Genomic DNA, 19,588 nt, shown 5'->3' on the forward strand with positions numbered 1-19,588 from the left:
GTCGGAAATTACGCCAGCAATGCCGACAGGGCCGGTTCCTTGACCGTTCCGATCTTGTCATACATGATCGGGTCCGCTGGCCTTACGATCAGCGGGTAAAACTCCACCCACTGCGGTTTCATCTCCTTGAACGACACCGTTCCGTCGCCGTTGGCAAACTGCATGAACTGCGGTGGACCTTCCATCAAGACCGGTACTTGCTGGCTATAGTCATAGAATGGCATCGACATCAGGCCGGTCTCCAACGGGCCATCCGTTACCATATGACTGTCCTTGCAGGTCCATTTATGCTCGCCGGTCTTGTCACCGGCCGCGATCTTGGTGGTGGAAAAGCTGGCCGACGTGTGCGACGTGCAATTGCGCATCTGAACCTCGGTCGTCGTGGCCTTGATGATCAAAAACGGGTGGTGATAGGGACATTTGTTTCCATTCGGATCTTTCCAGCCGAAGACCACATCTCCAACGCTCAGTGCGCTTCCATTGACATACATGCCGCTTCCCCTGCGTTCTGTTGCGCCTCCGCGCCGGGTGACGTTACGTCACGTTGACAGAACTTTACGCAAAAGTCACCAAGTGATGATCATGCGGCTTCTTCGCTTTCCTGACGATACCACAGCGACGCATAACGCCCCTGCCGGGCAAGCAATTCATCATGAGAGCCGCGCTCGACGATCTCGCCCGCCTCAAGCACGACGATCTGGTCGGCATCGGCAATCGTGGACAAGCGGTGCGCGATGACAAGAACGGTGCGCCCCCGGCCCAGCCCTTTCAACTCGGTTTGGATGTTCTGTTCGGTTTCGGTGTCCAGCGCGCTTGTTGCTTCGTCCAGCAACAGGATCGGCGGGTTCTTCAGCAGCGTGCGCGCGATCCCCACCCGCTGTTTTTCACCGCCCGAAAGCTTGAGCCCGCGTTCGCCCACTGTCGTTTCATATCCGTCCGGCAGATCGAGGATGAAATCGTGGATCTTGGCCGCCTTGGCCGCCGCCTCTATCTCGGAGAATGGCGCCTCGGGGCGACCATAGGCAATGTTGTACATGATCGTATCGTTGAACAGCACCGTATCCTGCGGCACGACACCGATCTGCATGTGCAGGCTGTCCTGGGTCACGTCGCGCACATCCTGTCCGTCGATCGACAAAGCGCCGCCGTTGACGTCATAGAACCGGAACAAAAGCCGCCCGATGGTCGACTTGCCCGAGCCGGACGAGCCGACGATTGCCACAGTCTGCCCTGCCGGAACCTCAAGCGAAATGCCCTTCAGGATCGGGCGCGCGGCATCATAGCCAAAGCGCACATCGCGCAGCGAGATCGCGCCGCCCGTCACCGCAAGCGGCTTTGCATCCGGCTTGTCCTGCACCTCGGCCGGTTGCTCCAACAGGCCGAACATATCGGCCATGTCGATCAGCGCCTGACGGATTTCCCGGTACACCGAGCCAAGAAAGTTCAGCGGCAGGGTGATCTGGATCATATAGGCGTTGACCATGACAAAATCGCCAACGCTCAGCGTGCCGTTGCCCACTCCCACGGCGGCCATCACCATCACCACCACCAGACCGATGGTGATCAACAGCGCCTGACCAAAGTTCAGGAAGGCCAGCGAATAGGATGTGGACAATGCGGCGGCGACATATTTTTCCATCGCGCCGTCATAGCGTTCTGCCTCGCGCTGCTCTGCGCCGAAATATTTTACCGTCTCGAAATTCAGCAGGCTGTCGATGGCCTTTTGGTTGGCGTCGGTGTCCTGTTCGTTCATGATCCGGCGGATCTTTACCCGCCACTCAGTCACAGCAAAGGTGAACCACGTGTAAAACGCGATGGTCACGAAAACCACAACCAGATACCAGATGTCGAATACCACGGCCAGGATCACCGCGATCATCAATAGCTCAAGCACCAGCGGGCCGATGGAGAATATCAGGAACCGCAACAGGAAATCGACACCCTTGACGCCGCGCTCGATGATCCGGCTCAGCCCGCCGGTCTTGCGGGTAATGTGATAACGCATGGACAGGCGGTGGATGTGGGTGAAGGTTTCAAGCGCCAATTGCCGCAAGGCGCGCTGTCCGACAGCGGCAAAGATCACATCGCGCAACTGCTGCATGCCGACGTTCATCAGCCGCGCAACTCCGTAGGCCACGGTCAGCCCCACAGCGCCAAGGCCCAGCGTCCAGGCCGCATCCAACGCGCCCTCGCCCGACAAAGTATCGACCGCCGCCTTGTAAAAGAACGGCGTGCCCACTGCGACCAGCTTGGACACGAACAGCACAAGCAGCGCCAGAACCACCCGGCGTTTCACCCAAGGGTGGTCATCGGGCCAGAGGTAGGGCGCCACGCGGCGGATCACCGACATCCCGCCACCGGGCGGAGGGTCAGCGCGATCGGTATTGTCGGACATGACACCTCTGAATTTCGCAGTTGAGAGATGGCGAACTTATGGCGCGGCACATGAAATGGCCATAGGGGCGATCACAAGAGCGGGGCTGTCGCGCGCGCCTTATTGCGGAACGGTGAAAATCTGACCCGGATAGATCAGATCGGGATCGCGGATCTTGTCTGCATTCGCCTCGAACACCCGGACATACAGCAACCCTTCACCGTAATTCTCCCGCGCGATCCGCCAGAGGGTAAAGCCGGGCTGCACAGTGACAAGCGCCAGAGACGCCCCGCCCGGCGCGATTTGGCGATTCCCGGCCCGCTGATCCGCCGCTTCACCGACGCCGGCAGCGGCCAAAGCCGCCACCGTTTCGGCGGGTTCGGGTTTGAACGGCGTTTCGGCGCGCGACACGACCTTGCCGTCACCGCCGATCTCATCGACGCGCAGGGTATAGACCCTTGCGTCAATCTCCGGCAGATCGGCACGCCATTGGCCATCCGGGCCGACCGCGACGGTCTGCACCGGCGCATTGTCCAGATAGATCCGGATATGATCGGCAGAGGCAGGATCGTCGCCGCCCCGGCGATCCGACGATCCCCGACCCGCCAGAACCACCCCGCCCAGCGCGTCATAGCTGATCGAGTCGATGGCGACGCTGTGCAGAACGTCGGGCGCATCGCCGGGCGATTGGATCACGCGGATTCCCTGGTTGTCGGCCATCAGAACACGGGGCGGCAGGGCGATCCGTTCATCGGGCGACGCGTCTGCCACAACCACATTGGCGGGCGTTGGACCTTCAGGCACGGCTGCCCCGTTTGTCGGTTCGCCCGGTACGGCTGCACCCTGCTGAACACGGGCATTTTCGGGGGCCGGATTGCCCCCAGCCGAAGCGCCGGATGGTCCGCGCGCCGTCATCGCCGCCCCATTGTCCGAGATGATCGACACCGGAGCGGTATCAGACCCTACAGGCCGGACCGGCGGTTCGGGCGCTTGGCCCGTTGTCGCAACTGCCCGGGATTGTCGCAGAGCTTCGTCAGCGGGTTCGCCATCTTCGCCCCGTCCCACAGACCCAACAGGCGTCTCCTCTGCCATCTGCCGCACACCCGGCGCTCCATCGGCCAAGAGCGCATCCGCCTTCAGTCCTGCGTCTATTTCTGACGGCAGCGGCACGGCGTCACTCGGCCCGGCCGCACGCACGCCAACGGCGACAGGTCCGTTCAAATCGACCGGTTCGGGCTGCGCACCGGGCAGATCCGCCCCGGCAGACCGTGCTGCGCCCTCAGTCTGCGGCGAACGCTCCGGTGCTTGGGATTGACCGTCCCAATCCGCCCGACCCGCATCGGCCAGCAATATATCCGCGCTTGGCGCCAGTATCACCGTTTGCAGCGAAACCGCCTCCTCGCCACCTGCATTCTCAGCCCGCAACGAAAGAGTGCGCGGACGCGGTCCTGTCGGGACAGTAACAAAGGTGACAAAATTCCCCGCCGAATCCGCCACATCGGCGGCAAAATCCAATCCGTCCAACAGGATCGTGACACGCATCTTTGCGCCCGCCCGTCCGGCGATCAGGGTGCGACCGTCCAGCTCGGCCCTCACCACATCAAAGCTGGGAATGACCACGGCCCCCGCAACCGGAGGGTCAGAGCGCGTCGCAGCGGGTGGCGCTCCGGGCATATCAGGCGATGCATCCGCGACACCTTTATCCGGATTTTCGCTTTCACTATCAGCGGCTTGCAAATTCACCACGGCTGCCCCCGCCGACTTGTCCCCGACAGCGGAGTCAGGCGTCGCCACCTGCGGATCGGGCGCGCCGGATATTGGCGCGGTCTGAGGGGAGCGTAAAATCAGCAGACCGCCCAGCGAAAGCACCGCAATGGCGAAAACTCCTGCCATCACGCCGCCGACCGCGCCGAGGCCTGCCAATTTATTCATCACCAATCTCCCCCCGTGACGCGGACCGCTCGCCGCGCCTGTTGCGACACAGTATCAAGCGGCCATGGACGGGTCAAAACACTTGCAACGGAATTCGGCAAAGAATTCATGGCGTTTTGCGCGGTCGGTTTTGCTTTTAGCCGCCGGTCATTCGCACCCATGCGGGGTTTCCTGTTCGATGGCGCAACTGGCTCCCCTGACCAATCTAGCGGGGCCGCTCCCGCGCTGACGACGGATGAGCGGTCAGATTTCACCCGATGAACATTCACTGCGCGGCAATGGCGCAGCCTCCATTCATCGGTGGTCACGCGGCATTACACGACGTATCCTTCTTTCGGTGTCGCAAAGCTGTCCCGATACGGTCATCAAACCCGAACGGCGTTTCAATGAAGATTCTTCTGGCTGAAGACGACGAGCAGGTCGCCAGTTTCATCGTCAACGGTCTCTCCGAGGCGGGTCACAGCGTCGACAGGGTTGGCGATGGCCGCGATGCGCTCAGTTATTGCCTGTATAACACCTGCGATCTTGCAGTCTTTGACCGGATGATGCCCGGAATGGATGGATTGTCGGTGGTCAAGGCGCTGCGTGCGGCGCGCAATGAACTGCCGGTCATATTTCTGACCGCATTGGGCGATGTCGAAGACCGGGTGGCGGGCCTGGGTGCCGGGGCCGACGACTACCTGACCAAGCCGTTTCATATGTCCGAACTGATGGCCCGGATCGCTGCACTGACACGACGCCGCACAGGTTCGGCCGAGGTCACCACGCTTGAGGTTCACGATCTTCGTCTTGATCTGCTGGGTCGCAGCGCCCACCGTCAGGGCAAGGTGATCGAGCTGCAATCGAAGGAATTCGCGCTTCTCGAAGTCCTGATGCGCAACGCTGGTCGCGTCGTCACACGCACGATGCTGTTGGAGCGGGTGTGGGATTTCAACTTTGAGCCCGGCTCAACCGTCGTCGAAACCCACGTCAGCCGGTTGCGCGCCAAGATCGACAGGCCCTTTGACACGCCGCTGATCCATACCCTGCGAAATTCCGGATATATGATGCATGGACCGCGCTAGCATCCTGTCCGGCACCGCCTTTCGAACAGCCGTCTATGCGGTGATCGCGGTTCTGGCAGTTCTGATCGTGACCGGCGCCGGAGCTTTCGTATTCGTGCAGCAGACCCTTGAGCGTGAAATCGAACGGCAGATCCTGGACGAACAGGTCATGCTGCGCGAGATCTATGAAAAGGGTGGTGAAACCGCGCTGATCCGCACGATTGCCGAGATCAACAATCCGGTCGTTCCGTCGCTGCATGCGATCGGGGTTTTCGGGCCGGACGGATTGAAACTTGCCGGGAACATTTCCGGTCTGCCCAGCCGCGGCAGTTTTCACCGCACCACCCTGACGCTTGAGGGGACCGGCGATGTGCCGCTTCCGTTTTATGTCCACAGCATCCTGTTTGACCGGATTGTTCTGGTCATCGGTCATGATCTTTCGCTGATCGCGGCGACAGAGCGACGGCTGCTGGCAGCACTTATCTGCTCGGGTCTTCTGGCAGGCGGCGTCATCCTGTTGATCGGCTATGCCGCCAGCCGCAAAAGTCTGCAAAAGCTGAACGATCTTGAAACCACACTGGATCACGTCTCACAGGGAAACTCGGAAATCCGCGTGCCAGTGACCGGTGAGAACGATCAGATCGACCGCATTTCACACCGGGTCAACACGCATCTCGACCGTCTGTCCAGCCTGATGGTAACAACGCGGTCCACCGCGATTGCCATCGCCCACGACCTGAAAACCCCGCTGTCGCGCGCCCATCTGTCGCTGCAAACGGCGTTTTCGCGCATCGACGATGGGCAGGATCCCCGTGATGCATTGGAAAAGACCGAAGCCGAGCTGGAACGGTTGAACCGGATTTTCGACACCATACTGCGCATCTCGCGGATCGAAACCGCGCCGCAAGATGCCGAGTTCCGCAGTTTCGCCTTGCCGCCGTTGTTGATCGACCTTGCCGAAACCTTTGCCCCCATGGCCGAAGAAGACGGGCAATCCCTGAAGCTTTCGCTGCCCGGCACGCCCGTGTCCTTGGTATTTGGCGACGAACGCATGGTCCGGCAAATGATCGTCAACCTGATCCAGAACGCAATCCGCCACGGCGCGACTGGCAACTTGATCATCATTGAGCTGCAACAGGTGGACGGGCGGTGCATCGTTGATATCGCGGATCACGGCCCCGGCATTCCGCAGGACGAACGTGCAAGGGTGTTCGAAGCGTTCTACCGGCTTGACAGCAGCCGGTCAGGGGGCGGCGGTGGTCTGGGGCTGGCCTTGGTCAAGGCAATCGCACAGCGTCACGACATCGCAATAGATCTTGCCGACAATGCCCCCGGCCTGCGTGTGCGCCTGACCTTCCCACCGGCCCGACCTGTCAGCCCGGCAAGCGAACTTGTCGGATAGTTAAACTTTCCCAAAGGCTGTGGAAAAGAATCCCATCCAGATTGAAGCCATCAAGTTTCACTCTGGAAAGGAAGACTCCGATGAAAACCCTGAACAAACGCGCTGTGGCGGCCATAGCCGGTCTGATGACCGCGGCATCGTTGGGGGTGACCGCCTTCGCGGCAGGAACCGAAACCACGGTGCCGGAAAATACGGCAGTGGTTACCAAGACAGCCGCTGACGCAACATCATCCTATGCAACGCAGAAAGAGCTGCTGAAGACCGCTGATGCCGCATTGGCGACCCTGACGAATGTCCGCTCGGCCCGTAAGGCGCTGTTCAACAACGACATCGAAACTGCCAAAACCGATCTTGCCAAGGCGACAAAGGCGCTGACCGAAGGCGAGGCTGACCTGAAGGCCCTGCATGTCGCCGATACCGACAAGACTGACGGCAAGGCCGAATACCTGCCTTTCGATATGTCGATGATGCTGACCGACAATTTCCAACCGACCGCAGAAAACAAGGAAGCGCTGCAAAAGGCAGGAAGTCTGATGCAGAGTGGCGACAAGGACAATGCAATTGAAGTCCTGCGTGTTGCCTCGGTTGATCTGAATATCTCGGCGGCATTGCTGCCCGACACGCCCAGCGCCGCGAGCCTGAAGAAGGCCGCCGAAATGATCGACGGCAAGAATTTCTTTGGTGCGAACCTTGAACTGAAAGCCATCGAGGATTCGGTGATCGTGCGGACGTTTGGCATCAATGCGATCCCGGTACAGGGCAACGCGGGCTGAACCGCCGCGCCGTTCCACGGCCCATCGCAAGAGGGGCCGTGAACCTTCCCCACACCCAATACCAACAAGTGAGGCTGTGATGAACATCGAGACCCCACCGCAGGCCGCCACGGCCCATGGCGTTGTCGAAAGGCTGCGCACTCATCTGAACGGCGCAATCGTCGGGCAGACGGCCTTTGTCGACCGGCTGCAGCTGGCGCTGTTCGCCGATGGTCACATTTTGGTCGAAGGCGCGCCCGGATTGGCCAAGACCAAGGCGATCACCACGCTGTCCCGCGCCATTGCCTGCGACGAAAAGCGCATCCAGTTCACGCCAGACCTGTTGCCCGGCGATCTGACCGGGACCGAGGTCTATCGCCCCGAACACGGCACCTTCACATTTCAGCGCGGTCCGCTGTTCCACAACCTGATTCTGGCCGACGAGATCAACCGCGCCCCCGCCAAGGTGCAATCTGCCCTGCTCGAGGCGATGGCGGAACGCCAGATCACCGTCGGCGGCACGACCTATCCGTTGCCGCGTCTGTTCATGGTCATGGCCACCCAGAATCCGATCGAACAGGAGGGCACCTATCCCCTGCCCGAAGCACAGCTTGACCGGTTCCTGATGCATCTGCGCATCGGCTTTCCCGATCCGGCCGCCGAACGGACCATCCTGAAAATCGTCCGCGGCGAGGCGATGGGCGAAGCCCCCGCACCGGTCGCCGCCGTGACAGAAGAGATGATCCATGCGGCACGGCGCGAGGCCTTGCAAGTCCATGTCTCTGACGCGCTGGAAGACTACATGCTGCACCTGATCTTTGCCACGCGCAGCCCCGCGGGCACGGGTGCGGGCGGCAGTGTCGCGGACAAGATCGCCTGGGGTGCAAGCCCCCGGGGCACCATCGCGCTGGACCGCTGCACCCGGGTTCATGCCTGGATGCGCGGCGCCGACTTTGCCACACCACTGGACGTGCAGGCGGTCATCCATGATGTGCTGCGCCACCGTCTGATCCTGACCTTCGAGGCCGAGGCCGATGGCATAACCCGCGACGGGCTGATTGACGATCTGATCGCCTCTGTCCCGGTGAGTTGAGGAGGTTTTCCATGCCTGCCGCCCAAACGTTCATCCCCGGAATCGAGATCGCCCCAAGCGCGCTGATCCGCGCCCGCCCCGACCGCGCCGTCACCGGCTTTGCCCCCGGCGGGCGCGTTGCCACCCATATGTGGGGCGCGAACCGGTCGATCTTTCACGGGCGGGGCATGGAATATGCCGAATCCCGCGCCTATCAGCCGGGCGACGAGATTCGCAGCATCGACTGGCGTCTGACGGCACGCAGCACCACGGTGCATACCAAGCTGTTTCACGAAGAACGCGAACGTCCAGTCTATCTGCTGCTCGATCTGCGGGCGATGATGCAGTTCGGCACAAGGGTCCGGTTCAAGGCACATCTGGCCGCCGAAATTGCGGCGATGCTGGCATGGGTCGGGCTTGACGGTGGTGACCGTGTTGGGGGTTTCATCCTGACGCGGGCCGGACTGCTGGAATTTCCGGCCGCCCGCACCCGCCGCGCCATACTCGCCTTTCTGCATGCGGCAAGCGAGGCGACCCGGTTGGACCATCCCACCGGCACGGAACCGCCGCTGCACGAGGCCATGCGCAAGCTGCGCCATGTCTGCCGCCCCGGCACTCTGGTGTTTGTGATCAGCGACTTTGCCGATCATGGGCCGGGCGTTGAACAGGAGTTGCGCCGCCTGTCTCACCGCGCCCATATCACGCTGATATCGGTCCATGATCCGCTTGACGCCCATCTGCCGCCGCGCGGCGGACGGCTGAGCGACGGCGCATCAGTGCTCGCCATCGGCGCGATGAGCCGCGCCGATCTGGCCGCCCACGCCCGCGCTTTTTCCGACCGTCAGGCGGCGCTGCAACTTCTGTCCCGTCAGACCGGCATGGTCTGGCACGAGATCGGCACCGCGGGCGATCCCAAGACGCTGCTGCGCCCACGCCGCACCACACCAACGGCCCGAACGTCGCGAAGGAACGCCGCATGACCCCGCCCCTGTCGCCCGATATTCAGGCCGAACTGGCAAAGCTGCACGACATCCGCCTGCCGGACCCGATTGGATGGTGGCCGCTGGCGCCCGGTTGGTGGGCTTTGATCGTGCTGGCGGCGCTGGGGGTTATTGCCGCGCTCGTCGTTGCCGTCCGCCACCGCAGAACCGTGCAATACGCGGCGCTGCGCGAACTTGCCGGGCTGAAAGCGCGGTTGAGCGATGACGCCGACAGACCGCACCTTGCGACCGATCTTGCCGTCCTGTTGCGCCGCGTCGTTCTGACCGGCCCCGAAGCGCGCAGGCTTGGCCCGCTGAGCGGGGCAGACTGGGCCAGCGAACTGCGCCGTGAGCCCGGTGGCTTTTCGCGCTCTGCTGCCACCCTCATCGCCAATGCCCCCTATGCACCGGCGCAACCCGGCATCGACCTGCGCCATACCATGGACGAGGCCGAGGTCTGGATCAGGAGGCGCGCGCGATGATCTTTCCCATCTCCTTTCTCTGGCCCCTCGCCTTTCTCACCCTGCCCGCCCCAATGCTGGTGCGATTGGCGATGAAACCGCTGCCGCAATCGCCCTCAGGGGCGGTGCGTGTGCCGTTCTTTTCGACGCTGCGGCGGCAGGGCACCACCGGCACGCACAGACGGTTGCAAAGCTGGCTGCGGCTGGCGGCGGCAGTGGTGATCTGCATCCTGCTGGTCACGGCACTGGCCCGCCCTGCCATGGTCGGCCCTGCAATGCCTCTGCCCGCTGAAGGGCGCGATATCATGATGGCGATTGACCTTTCGGGAGTATGGGGCGCGAGGATTTCGCGCTGAACCGACAGGTCACCACGCGGCTGGGCGTTGTGAAACAAACCGCCGACGATTTCATCGCCCGCCGCAGGGGTGACCGGATCGGGCTGGTGCTGTTTTCCGAGCGTGCCTATCTTCAGACGCCGCTGACTTTTGATCGCGATGTGGTGCGCCAGCTTCTCGATCAGGCCGAGGTCGGGCTGACCGGCACCGAAACCGCCATCGGAGATGCCATCGCCATTGCCGTCAAACGGCTGAAGGATCGCCCTGCAAACGAACGGGTGCTGGTCCTGCTGACCGATGGCGCAAGCAATGCGGGCGTGATGACACCCTTGGCCGCCGCCGAACTGGCCCGGACGCTGGGCGTCAAGATCTATACCATTGGTGTCGGCGCGGAACGGATGGAGATAGATACCGCATTCGGCAGACAGATTGTCGATCCTTCGCAGGATCTGGACGAGGCCACGCTGACCGGGATCGCTGAGACCACCGGCGGGCTTTATTTCCGCGCGACCGACATTGACGGTCTGGCGGGCATTTACCGCGAGATCGACAAGCTGGAGCCTGTCGCGGACGATCCGCTGTTCATGCGGCCCACCGTTTCCCTGTTCTATTGGCCCCTCGGTGGCGCACTGGCGCTGTTCGCGCTCTTGGCGCTTGGATCGCTCGGCTTTCGGCGGGGCGCGAACCGCAGCCGGACCAAAGAGGTGACGACATGACACCGACGGCATTTCATTTCCTGCGCCCCGAATGGCTGTTGGCGCTTGTTGCGGTGGCCTTGATCGTTGCGCTGGTGATCCGCAGGATACGCCATGGTCAAAGCGATGGCTGGAGCGGATTGGTCGATGCCCATCTGATGCCGCACCTGACAGTTCCCGGCGCGGCGCGGCGCGGATCGCGCGGCTGGATCGCGGCCCTTTGCGCTGCCCTGATCGCGTCGGTTCTGGCGATGGCCGGGCCAACCTGGGAACGCCTGCCCGTGCCGGTCCATGGCGGGGCTGATCCGACGATTATCGTCCTCAGCCTCGCTCAGTCGATGAACGGAACCGATCTGGTGCCCAGCCGCCTGACCCGCGCGGTGCACAAGCTGCGTGATATACTGACCCGTGAAAAAGGGGGTGATATCGGGCTGGTGATCTTTGCCGACCGCCCCTTCGTGGCCGCCCCGCTGACCGCAGATGCCGAAGTGATCCGCCAGATGCTGCCCGATCTATCGACAGACCTGATGCCAGTGCTGGGCAACCGTCTGGATCTGGCCATCACCGAGGCACAGGGGCTTTTATCGCGCGCCCAAGCGTCAAGGGGCCGCATTGTGGTGATCGCTGACGACGCCGGGCTGAACCCACCCGCCAGTGTGAGCGCGGCCAGAGCAGCACAACGCGCGGGCTATGCGGTGAACGTGCTGGGCGTTGGCACTGTTGAGGGCGCAGAATTGCAAACCGCTGATGGCCGCGCGATCACGGGCTCTGACGGGCAGTCGGTCATTGCGCGGCTCGATGTCGCCGGGCTGACGGCTTTGGCGCAGGCGGGCGGCGGGCAGTTTTCAACTGTAACGCCCGGTGATGCCGATATTGTCAGTCTGCTGCCCGCCCCGCCGTCCGAGTTCACCGCGCCGGGGCGGAACAGCAATCTGGTCACGGACAGCTGGCACGATGTCGGTTACCTGTTGCTGATCGTCCCGGTCCTGCTTGCCCCCTTCGCCTTCCGCCGAGGGCTGTTTTTTCTCCTGCCGCTGCTGTTGGTCGGGTTTGGCATGGCTCCGGGTGGCGCGCGGGCCGAGGGGTGGCGCGATCTGGTGCAAACCCCCGATCAACAGGGGCAAAGCGCCTTTGACGCGGGCCAATACGCAATCGCAGCACAGGCGTTTCGCAGCGCCGATCACAAGGCCGCCGCCCTGTATCGCGCCGAAGATTTCGAGGCGGCGGCAGCGCTTTATGGCGCATCGGAACGGATGACTGGGCCGGACCGCTATAATCTGGGCAATGCGCTGGCCAAGGCAGGCCAGTTTGAAAAGGCCCTTGCCGCCTACGACGGGGCGCTGAACGAAACGCCCGACGATGCGGATGCAAGGTTCAACCGCGATCTGGTGGCCCGGTTGCTGGAGCAACAGAAACAAGAGAACCAAACATCCGAGGATCAGAAGAAAGATCAGCAATCGCAACCGGGCGGTGAATCAGAATCTGAGGGTCAGAAAGCTGCGCAGCCTCAGGATGGTGCGCAAGGACAGGATCAGCAATCGGGCGACGCGGCTGACGGACAACAGGGCGAACCGCAGGAATCCGAAGCGGCCACTGCAAAACCCGAGGATAAAAGCGGCGAACCCGCTGCCGCCGGGACTGACCTCGAACCGCAGGACGGCGCGCAGTCATCGGACCCCTCCGCCAGCGATGGGAAGCCCGGCCAACCCGCACCGGATGGCACGGATCAAACCCAGACACCGCAGACCAGTGGTGACGGATCACGCGGCGATCAGGCTGCAAAAGATCTGAAGAACCGGATGGATCAGGCGTTGGACGGAGACGGAACGCCCGCCACAGAGGAAGAACGCCCGACGGCACAAGCCAGTGGTCAGGCCTTGGATCAGGCCGCAGAACAGCAATTGCGTGCGGTACCGGACGATCCATCGGGTCTTTTGCGCGCCCGGATCCGTCAACACTATGCCCGCCTGCGCGCGGCCGGTCAGTGAGGATAAGACGATGATCAGACACAGCCTTTCCGCCCTCGCCCTGCTGACGCTGACGACACTGGCACCGACGGCATTTGCCGATGGGCTGAGCGCGCGCATAAGTTCCGACAGTGTGGCCATGGGCGACAGCTTTCAGCTCACGCTCAGCGCCGATCCCGCAGAGCTGACAGCGGCGCCAGACATCTCGGCGCTGAATAGGGATTTCGATATTCTGGGCACGTCGAAATCGATGCAGACCCGCGTCATCAACGGGGCACGCTCGGAAACTGTCGCCTGGATCATCACGCTTGCGCCGCGAACGCCGGGCCACCTGACGATCCCGTCCTTAAACGCCGGAGCGGCGAGTAGCGACGCGCTGACCCTCGATGTGGCCGATGCCGCGAACCTGCCGCCAGTCTCAAATCTGCCGGGCGCGAGTGGGATCACTGTCGATCTGAAACCGGGCGCATATTATGTTCAACAAGAGATGCCGCTGACGGTACAGATCACCATCGCCCCGGGGTTTCGCGACGGCGCGATCGAAGCTCCGCAAAGCCCGGACTTTGTTCTGGAACAGCGCGGCGAGGATCGGGTCAGCCGTTCGGAACAAAACGGCGGGGCGCTGACGGTGATCGAACGCGACTATCTGTTGCGCCCGCAGAAAAGCGGCACGCTGACCGTCGCGCCCTTCACCCTTCGCGGCACGGCAGACGACATATCGCCGATCTCTGCGCCCCGGCGTGATCCCTTTGCCAGCTTGTTCGACGGGGCCGGATCGCCCTTTGCGCGGATGCTGGCGCCCGGTCGCCCGGTCACCCTGCGCAGCGCGCCCCTGACGGTGGAGATCAAGGCGAAACCCAACGCCTCGGCGGACTGGTTCCTGCCCGCCAGGGACGTCAGTCTTTCGGCCCGCTGGGATCCGGAAACCCCAGCGTTCCGCGTGGGCGAGGCGGTGCTGCGCCACGTCCGGATCACAGCCCTTGGCGCCACCGGCGTGCAACTGCCCGATCTGGCCCTGCCCGACGCGGCGGGCGCGCGGGTCTATCTGGACCGATCCGATCTGGGCACGATCAATACGCCCGACGGCCCTGCTGCGGTGCGCGATTTCAGCTATTCCATCGTGCCGACCTCGGGTGGCACGCTCACCCTGCCCGAAGTGACAGTGCAATGGTTCGACACCGCCAGCGAAACCTCCCGCGTGGCGATACTTCCTGCCGAGACTTTGAGGGTTGATGGTCCGGTGACCCCTGCCCCGAACGCGCAAACCGGCGCTGCCCTGCCTGCGCCTGCAATCACCGACACCGGTCACAGGCGCCAGCACACGATCTGGCTCTGGGTCATCGGTCTGACCTTTGTCGCCATGGCAGGGGTGATCTTTCTATGGCGCCGATCTCGCAGATTGCAGGGCAGTGCGTTGCAGGCGGCGAAACGGCGCGCGTCCATGGTCCGGATCGAAACCGCCTGCGCCGCCGGCGATCCTGCCGCCGCCTATGGGGCGACAGTGGCGTGGTCGCAGCTCGCAGCCCGCTGCGGCGAATTGGGCCTGAGCGCCCGCCTTGCCGCCTTTCCCGATCTTCGCAGCCGCTGGCAGGATCTGGAAACCCGCGTGTTTGCAGGTGAAGCGAGCGGCGCATGGGACGCAGCCGGTTTTTTGAAAGCCATTCGTGCCACCGACAGGCGCTTTGACGGGCGGTCGCCCCTGCCCCGCCGCGCCGTCTTGCCGCCGCTCTATGCGCCGCTTGCCTCAGCGAACCTGTCGCATTTGTAAACTTCGGGCAATAACCACGTCCGCTCGCCTGCCTATCTTTCCTCAACGAACGACATCGGTATGAGGGAGATGGCCAAGGCGGAACAGAACGTTCTGGTGTTGCAGGGCGGCGGTGCGTTGGTTGCCTATCAGGCAGGTGTATTTCAGACGTTGGGCAAGGATGGATTCGACGTTGATTGGGTCGCCGGCACCCCGATCGGTGCGCCGCTGCAATATGTGATGGAAAACCCGGGCGCCGATTTACTGTGCATTTTTCAGATCGACGATGACCGCGTGGCCAAGGGCGTCGCCACTGTGGTGGACAATGGGGCGGGATCTCTTGTCGTCAGCCACGGCCGGTACATGAACTGACCGCGCGGCACGGGTGGTTGACGTGCTGTCAAAATGCCGTCACGCCGGTTTTAATGACCCGGTGATCGGATCTGCGGCCACGATTTGCTCCACGCGGCGCAGGCGCGGATCTGCGTTATCAGCAGGTTCGTCAGGCTCGGCCTGCGATATAGGTGGCAAAACCTGCCCGCTTGCGTTTCAGTGACAGAGGTTGGCCGGATTGCAGGAGGAACGCACGAATGGCCGTCGCTGAGATCGTTGCGCCCCACGGCAGGCTGTTGCGGATCGTCGAACACACGGTTGTCAAAATCGCTGTCCCGCTGATCATCGTGGCAATCGCGTTTTTCGTGCTGCACAAGCTGGCCTCTCACGTCAAATGGACCGATGTGAAGGTTGATCTTGCCGCTGCGTCACCGATCGCGCTGATCAAGGGCTTGGGTTTCACCGTGCTCAGTTTTCTGGGCATTTCATTCTATGATGCGCTGGCTGTCCGATCGGCCACTCCGGGCAAGGTTCCCTTGCCGATTGCCGGCCTGACTGGCGCAGCGGGCTATGCGGTAACCGGCTTATTGGGCGTCTCCTATCTGACCGGTACGGCCGTACGGTTTCGCGTCTATTCGGCGTTTGGCCTTGATCTTGCGGCGGTTGCCGGCGTCATCGCAGTGTCATGGAGCGGTTTTCTGACCGGTCTGGCGCTGATTTTCGGCGGCCTTTTTGTCTTTCACCCCGACGGGCTCAGCGCGGTGCTGCCAATTCCGCCATCCGCCGAGACAGGGTTCGGGATCGCCATTCTTTTGGGTTTTGGCGCCTACCTTTTGTGGTTGGCTACCGGTCGCCGCGACCTGAAAGCGGGCGGATTTGCTTTGTCGCTGCCGAACTTTCCGATTGGCGCCGCCCTTGCGGGCGCGGGTGTGCTGGATCTTACCGGGGCCGCGATGACGCTTTATGTCCTGATGCCCGGCGATGCGGTGCAAAGCCTGCCCTATTTCTTCACGATCTTCTTTGGCGCGGTGGGTTTGGGAATCCTCAGCCATTCTCCCGGCGGGTTGGGTGTGTTCGAGGCGACAATCATCGCCGGGCTTGGCGCTTCGGGGCAGTCGGATGTTCTGGCCGCGCTTCTGACGTACCGCGTGATCTATACGATCCTGCCATTTGTCATCGCCGCCACCGGGCTTGGCGTGATCATGGGCATGTCGCGGCGGCGGCAACTGAGCGGCGGCGCGCAATTGGTCTGGCGCGCCTTCCGGCCGCTGATTCCGCCTTTCGCCGCAGGTATCGCGCTGCTTGCCGGGCTCCTTTTGCTGATCTCGGGCAACCTGCCCGCCGAAGAGTCGCGCCTTGGCGTGCTTCGGGAAATTCTGCCGCTGTCGTTCATCGAAGCTTCACACCTTGCGGGCAGTATTGCCGGAGTATTGCTGATCGTCGTGGCGCGCGGCCTTTATCGCAAACTCTATCGCGCTTGGGTCGTGGCAATGGGATTGCTCGCCGTGGGTCTGGTGGCATCATTGCTGAAAGGGCTCGATTGGAAGGAATCCCTGTCGATGCTGGGGACTCTTGCGGTTTTGGGTCTGTTTCGCCCGGCATTCTATCGCGCCGATGGCGCATCCGTGCTCCGGCTGAACGGGCGATGGCTGAATAGCATCCTGGCGCTGCTGGCTGCGGCGTTCTGGGTTGGGCTTTTCGCCCATTCCCATGTCCCCTACGGCAACACGCTGTGGTGGGAATTCAGCTGGCACGGGGACGCCTCGCGGTTTCTGCGTTCCAGTCTTGCCGGGGCGATTGTTCTTGGTGTGATCGCGTTCAACTCGCTGATGACCGGCAAGACCGGCAGAGCACAACCCCAGCCCATCCCGGATGTGGTGCGCGCGCTGGTCGCGCAAAGCGAGGATCCGGAAGCGGGGATCGCGCTGATGGGAGACAAGGCGTTTCTCGTTTCCGATGACGCATGCGCCTTTATTGCCTATGCCGATACCGGGCGTTCGCTGATTGCCAAAGGAGATCCTGTCGGAGATCCGAAATCAGGTGCAAAACTGATCTGGCAACTGCGCGAACTGGCCGACCAAAAGGGCCGCCGCTGCGCCTTCTATGCGGTTTCTCCGGCGTATCTTCCGACCTATCTCGACCTTGGCCTGTCGATTCTCAAGATCGGCGAAGTGGCGCGTGTCGATCTGAACCGCTTCACGCTTGACGGTGCGCCTCGCAAGGATCTGCGCCAGGCGCGCAACCGCGCCGCGCGCGACGGTTGCAACTTCGCGGTCCTCCCGGCGTCGGAACTTGCCGCCGCTATGCCCGAACTGCGCGCGATTTCGGACGCATGGCTTGAAAGCAAGCAAGGCGAAGAAAAAGGCTTTGCTCTGGGCGCGTTCGAAGAGAGCTATATCGCCAACTTTGACGTCGCTGTCCTGCGCGCTGGTGGTAATGAAATCGTCGCCTTCGCGAACCTGTTCAAAGGCGCGAACCTGCACGAGCTTTCGCTTGATCTGATGCGCTATCGGCCACACGGGCCCAGCTTTGCCATGGACGCATTGCTCGCTGAAATCATGCTTTGGGGTGCGGCGCAGGGATACCGCTGGTTCTCACTTGGGGCGGCACCGTTTTCGGGGATCGAAAACCGTCAACTCGCTCCGATCTGGAACCGCATTGGTGGATTTGTTTACGAACATGGCGAACACTTCTACAATTTCGAAGGGTTGCGCGCGTTCAAGGAAAAGTTTGGCCCTGAATGGCGACCGAATTATCTGGCCTGCCCCGGCGGGCTGGCCGCGCCGCAGATCCTTTATGAGGTCAACGTTCTGGTTTCGGGCGGGCTTCGCGGGTTGGTAAGATAGAGAGGCGCCATGATCGTCAATTTTGAAACTCACGCATCGAATGAACGCACATTTCTGGCCTGGGTGCGGACCGTGGTCGCGATTGTCGGCTTTGGACTGGCGGCAGCGCGGCTGGAGAATCGTCCATCGCCGCCCTGGTCCGAAATGCTGATGCTTGGCGTCGGGGCCGCCGTGATCGTGATTGCCTGGGCAAGGATGCAACACGTTCGCAAGCGTATCGACAGCGCGGATCGCCTGCCCGACGATTCCGTACCGGCCGAAGCGTTTCTGCTGATTCTGATCGGTGCGCTGTTTCTGTTGCTGGGGAGTTTTGCGATTCATGTCGGCTGAGGCACCGGGACTCACACGCGCTGGTGCCAAAATCATGGCGACGGTGGTACGCCTGCGTTTCACGGCGCTGTTTCTGGCGGTGATGGTGATCGCCAATCTGCTGGCCGGAACGCTTTGGCAGCCACTTCCCCACCGGCTGCTTGCCGCTTGGGGGATCGGGTTCGACCCGGTGCTGTCGGGAGATCTTTTCCGTCTGATCACCGGCACCTTCCTGTCCCATGATCCAGATATGTTCGTGCGACAAATCATTTTTGCAGCCCTCGTTATCGGCCACACCGAGTTGCAACGCGGCGGCGTGCGGACTGCGGCGTTCTTTTTCGGCCTCGATATTGTCGGAACGCTGATCCTGCTCGCATGTGTCGGCTGGGCCGTCGGAATTGCCGATCTGACCTCGCATTACGATGTCGGCATGTCCATCGGCGGGTTCGGTCTGATCGGATTGGCCCTCGCCGGCTGGCGCGGCAAATGGTTGGTTTTCGCAGCGATACTGCTGGCCATTCTGGCCAAGTTCAACATTGACCCGGATCCGTTGGCTGACGGTGGCCATGCAATCGCGCTGATGCTGGGATTTGTCCTGGGTTTGGCCCTGAAACCACCGCAACGGCACCGGTCAAAAGAAGTCGGCAATGCAGGATAAAGGGGCATCGGAACTGGCTTTCTGGTCGAGACGTAAACGAGAGTCTTTAACGTATCATGAGCGGCATACCCAACTGATCGATCCCGAGAGCCCGACCGGCGACTTGGCTCGGCTTATCACCCTGTCAGGATGCGCTTTTTGCCTTCAGCAAGCCAAAGGCGCCGCGCGAAAGCCCTGATCGCACAGGACAACGATGCCGATCTGCACCGCCGCAATGGTCCCTCCGTCCAAACGCGATTCGAAAGATCGAAGGCTTCACCTCGGCGGAGTTCTCCGACAGTCTGAGCTGCGCTTCGTGTCTCCACAACGTCTGATAAAGCGCTGATTGGACCCGCATTTTTGCACAGCTAGGTTCTGATGTTGCTTGCGAAACAATACCGGCAACGTCGTGTACTTTCATGGCTTTACATGCGGCGGTTTTGAGCCTAGTCACATCGACGTGCCCCTATAGCTCAGCTGGTAGAGCAACTGATTTGTAATCAGTAGGTCGTGCGTTCGAGTCGTACTGGGGGCACCATCCAATCTTCTAAAACTGCGGATTTTCTGCACATTGGTTTTTGTGCTGCTGTTGTCGCGGGATGACCAACTGGCCAGTGTCCGGATATTCCTCTCCCTGACGCATTTTGCTGTCATCAGGCATCTGGTCGTCACTGGGTATTTGTGGCGGTCGTATCTGTCGCGC

General features: G+C 62.0%; 17 protein-coding genes and 1 tRNA gene. 15 read left to right on the forward strand and 3 right to left on the reverse strand.

What is annotated here, in order from left to right; all coding sequences use genetic code 11:
* Window positions 1-8: 8 nt before the first annotated feature.
* From FQ320_RS00990 to FQ320_RS01000, 3 genes are all read right to left on the reverse strand, one after another.
* Window positions 9-491 carry a hypothetical protein gene (locus tag FQ320_RS00990; protein WP_148469133.1) on the reverse strand — a complete coding sequence of 161 codons (483 nt, stop codon included), beginning with the start codon at window positions 489-491 and terminating at the stop codon, window positions 9-11.
* Between the two features lie 89 nt (window positions 492-580).
* A complete protein-coding gene (locus FQ320_RS00995; protein ID WP_148469135.1) occupies window positions 581-2,395 on the reverse strand; it encodes an ABC transporter ATP-binding protein/permease in 1,815 nt (604 codons plus the stop codon).
* 99 nt (window positions 2,396-2,494) lie between these two features.
* A complete protein-coding gene (locus FQ320_RS01000; protein ID WP_148469137.1) occupies window positions 2,495-4,306 on the reverse strand; it encodes a LysM peptidoglycan-binding domain-containing protein in 1,812 nt (603 codons plus the stop codon).
* 386 nt (window positions 4,307-4,692) lie between these two features.
* On the opposite strand from FQ320_RS01000, the gene FQ320_RS01005 reads away from it, so the two are divergent.
* The 15 genes from FQ320_RS01005 to FQ320_RS01070 all read left to right on the forward strand — a co-directional run bounded on the left by FQ320_RS01005 (window position 4,693) and on the right by FQ320_RS01070 (window position 19,423).
* A complete protein-coding gene (locus tag FQ320_RS01005) occupies window positions 4,693-5,370 on the forward strand; it encodes a response regulator transcription factor (RefSeq protein ID WP_148469139.1) in 678 nt (225 codons plus the stop codon).
* Window positions 5,357-6,751 (forward strand): HAMP domain-containing sensor histidine kinase, encoded by a 1,395-nt coding sequence (locus tag FQ320_RS01010; protein ID WP_148469141.1) that lies wholly within the window; start codon window positions 5,357-5,359, stop codon window positions 6,749-6,751. The genes FQ320_RS01005 and FQ320_RS01010 overlap by 14 nt, the downstream gene beginning before the upstream one ends.
* An 80-nt stretch (window positions 6,752-6,831) precedes the next feature.
* Window positions 6,832-7,524, forward strand: a complete 693-nt coding sequence (locus FQ320_RS01015) for a YfdX family protein (protein WP_148469143.1) — start codon at window positions 6,832-6,834, stop codon at window positions 7,522-7,524.
* A 79-nt stretch (window positions 7,525-7,603) separates the two neighbouring features.
* The gene (locus FQ320_RS01020; RefSeq protein WP_148469145.1) at window positions 7,604-8,596 is read left to right on the forward strand and encodes a MoxR family ATPase; all 993 of its coding nucleotides are present in this window, start codon (window positions 7,604-7,606) and stop codon (window positions 8,594-8,596) included.
* Between the two features lie 11 nt (window positions 8,597-8,607).
* Window positions 8,608-9,555, forward strand: a complete 948-nt coding sequence (locus FQ320_RS01025; RefSeq protein ID WP_148469147.1) for a DUF58 domain-containing protein — start codon at window positions 8,608-8,610, stop codon at window positions 9,553-9,555.
* A complete protein-coding gene (locus tag FQ320_RS01030) occupies window positions 9,552-10,037 on the forward strand; it encodes a DUF4381 domain-containing protein (RefSeq protein WP_148469149.1) in 486 nt (161 codons plus the stop codon). The genes FQ320_RS01025 and FQ320_RS01030 overlap by 4 nt, the downstream gene beginning before the upstream one ends.
* Complete coding sequence (locus FQ320_RS25985; protein ID WP_222861553.1) at window positions 10,034-10,372, forward strand: hypothetical protein; 339 nt, start codon at window positions 10,034-10,036, stop codon at window positions 10,370-10,372. Before FQ320_RS01030 ends, FQ320_RS25985 begins: the two co-directional genes overlap by 4 nt.
* The gene (locus FQ320_RS01035; RefSeq protein WP_222861554.1) at window positions 10,348-11,067 is read left to right on the forward strand and encodes a VWA domain-containing protein; all 720 of its coding nucleotides are present in this window, start codon (window positions 10,348-10,350) and stop codon (window positions 11,065-11,067) included. Before FQ320_RS25985 ends, FQ320_RS01035 begins: the two co-directional genes overlap by 25 nt.
* Window positions 11,064-13,034 (forward strand): VWA domain-containing protein, encoded by a 1,971-nt coding sequence (locus tag FQ320_RS01040; RefSeq protein WP_148469151.1) that lies wholly within the window; start codon window positions 11,064-11,066, stop codon window positions 13,032-13,034. Before FQ320_RS01035 ends, FQ320_RS01040 begins: the two co-directional genes overlap by 4 nt.
* A 10-nt stretch (window positions 13,035-13,044) precedes the next feature.
* A complete protein-coding gene (locus FQ320_RS01045) occupies window positions 13,045-14,781 on the forward strand; it encodes a BatD family protein (RefSeq protein WP_187393730.1) in 1,737 nt (578 codons plus the stop codon).
* 60 nt (window positions 14,782-14,841) lie between these two features.
* Window positions 14,842-15,132: a patatin-like phospholipase family protein gene (locus FQ320_RS25465; protein WP_187393731.1), complete on the forward strand. Its 291-nt coding sequence runs from the start codon at window positions 14,842-14,844 to the stop codon at window positions 15,130-15,132.
* A gap of 218 nt (window positions 15,133-15,350) precedes the next feature.
* Window positions 15,351-17,939: a bifunctional lysylphosphatidylglycerol flippase/synthetase MprF gene (gene mprF / locus FQ320_RS01055; protein ID WP_148469155.1), complete on the forward strand. Its 2,589-nt coding sequence runs from the start codon at window positions 15,351-15,353 to the stop codon at window positions 17,937-17,939.
* A gap of 9 nt (window positions 17,940-17,948) precedes the next feature.
* Complete coding sequence (locus FQ320_RS01060; RefSeq protein ID WP_148469157.1) at window positions 17,949-18,269, forward strand: YidH family protein; 321 nt, start codon at window positions 17,949-17,951, stop codon at window positions 18,267-18,269.
* Window positions 18,270-18,303: 34 nt separating this feature from the next.
* Entirely contained in the window at window positions 18,304-18,906 is a 603-nt protein-coding gene (locus tag FQ320_RS01065; RefSeq protein WP_255509327.1) for a hypothetical protein, read from the forward strand.
* 441 nt (window positions 18,907-19,347) lie between these two features.
* Window positions 19,348-19,423: transfer RNA gene (locus FQ320_RS01070), tRNA-Thr, on the forward strand.
* Window positions 19,424-19,588: the final 165 nt, after the last annotated feature.

Source organism: Oceaniovalibus sp. ACAM 378 (genome assembly GCF_008085915.1).
Taxonomy (GTDB): domain Bacteria; phylum Pseudomonadota; class Alphaproteobacteria; order Rhodobacterales; family Rhodobacteraceae; genus Oceaniglobus.

What these genes read in the sequence shown, in the direction of transcription:
- FQ320_RS01025 (WP_148469147.1), top strand. Translation starts at nt 8,608, where the DNA reads ATGCCTGCCGCCCAAACGTTCATCCCCGGAATCGAGATCGCCCCAAGC.
- mprF (WP_148469155.1), top strand. Translation starts at nt 15,351, where the DNA reads ATGGCCGTCGCTGAGATCGTTGCGCCCCACGGCAGGCTGTTGCGGATC.
- FQ320_RS01020 (WP_148469145.1), top strand. Translation starts at nt 7,604, where the DNA reads ATGAACATCGAGACCCCACCGCAGGCCGCCACGGCCCATGGCGTTGTC.
- FQ320_RS01035 (WP_222861554.1), top strand. Translation starts at nt 10,348, where the DNA reads ATGGGGCGCGAGGATTTCGCGCTGAACCGACAGGTCACCACGCGGCTG.
- FQ320_RS01030 (WP_148469149.1), top strand. Translation starts at nt 9,552, where the DNA reads ATGACCCCGCCCCTGTCGCCCGATATTCAGGCCGAACTGGCAAAGCTG.
- FQ320_RS01000 (WP_148469137.1), bottom strand. Translation starts at nt 4,306, where the DNA reads ATGAATAAATTGGCAGGCCTCGGCGCGGTCGGCGGCGTGATGGCAGGA.
- FQ320_RS00995 (WP_148469135.1), bottom strand. Translation starts at nt 2,395, where the DNA reads ATGTCCGACAATACCGATCGCGCTGACCCTCCGCCCGGTGGCGGGATG.
- FQ320_RS01040 (WP_148469151.1), top strand. Translation starts at nt 11,064, where the DNA reads ATGACACCGACGGCATTTCATTTCCTGCGCCCCGAATGGCTGTTGGCG.
- FQ320_RS25985 (WP_222861553.1), top strand. Translation starts at nt 10,034, where the DNA reads ATGATCTTTCCCATCTCCTTTCTCTGGCCCCTCGCCTTTCTCACCCTG.
- FQ320_RS01005 (WP_148469139.1), top strand. Translation starts at nt 4,693, where the DNA reads ATGAAGATTCTTCTGGCTGAAGACGACGAGCAGGTCGCCAGTTTCATC.
- FQ320_RS01015 (WP_148469143.1), top strand. Translation starts at nt 6,832, where the DNA reads ATGAAAACCCTGAACAAACGCGCTGTGGCGGCCATAGCCGGTCTGATG.
- FQ320_RS01010 (WP_148469141.1), top strand. Translation starts at nt 5,357, where the DNA reads ATGGACCGCGCTAGCATCCTGTCCGGCACCGCCTTTCGAACAGCCGTC.
- FQ320_RS01065 (WP_255509327.1), top strand. Translation starts at nt 18,304, where the DNA reads ATGGCGACGGTGGTACGCCTGCGTTTCACGGCGCTGTTTCTGGCGGTG.
- FQ320_RS01060 (WP_148469157.1), top strand. Translation starts at nt 17,949, where the DNA reads ATGATCGTCAATTTTGAAACTCACGCATCGAATGAACGCACATTTCTG.
- FQ320_RS01045 (WP_187393730.1), top strand. Translation starts at nt 13,045, where the DNA reads ATGATCAGACACAGCCTTTCCGCCCTCGCCCTGCTGACGCTGACGACA.
- FQ320_RS25465 (WP_187393731.1), top strand. Translation starts at nt 14,842, where the DNA reads ATGAGGGAGATGGCCAAGGCGGAACAGAACGTTCTGGTGTTGCAGGGC.
- FQ320_RS00990 (WP_148469133.1), bottom strand. Translation starts at nt 491, where the DNA reads ATGTATGTCAATGGAAGCGCACTGAGCGTTGGAGATGTGGTCTTCGGC.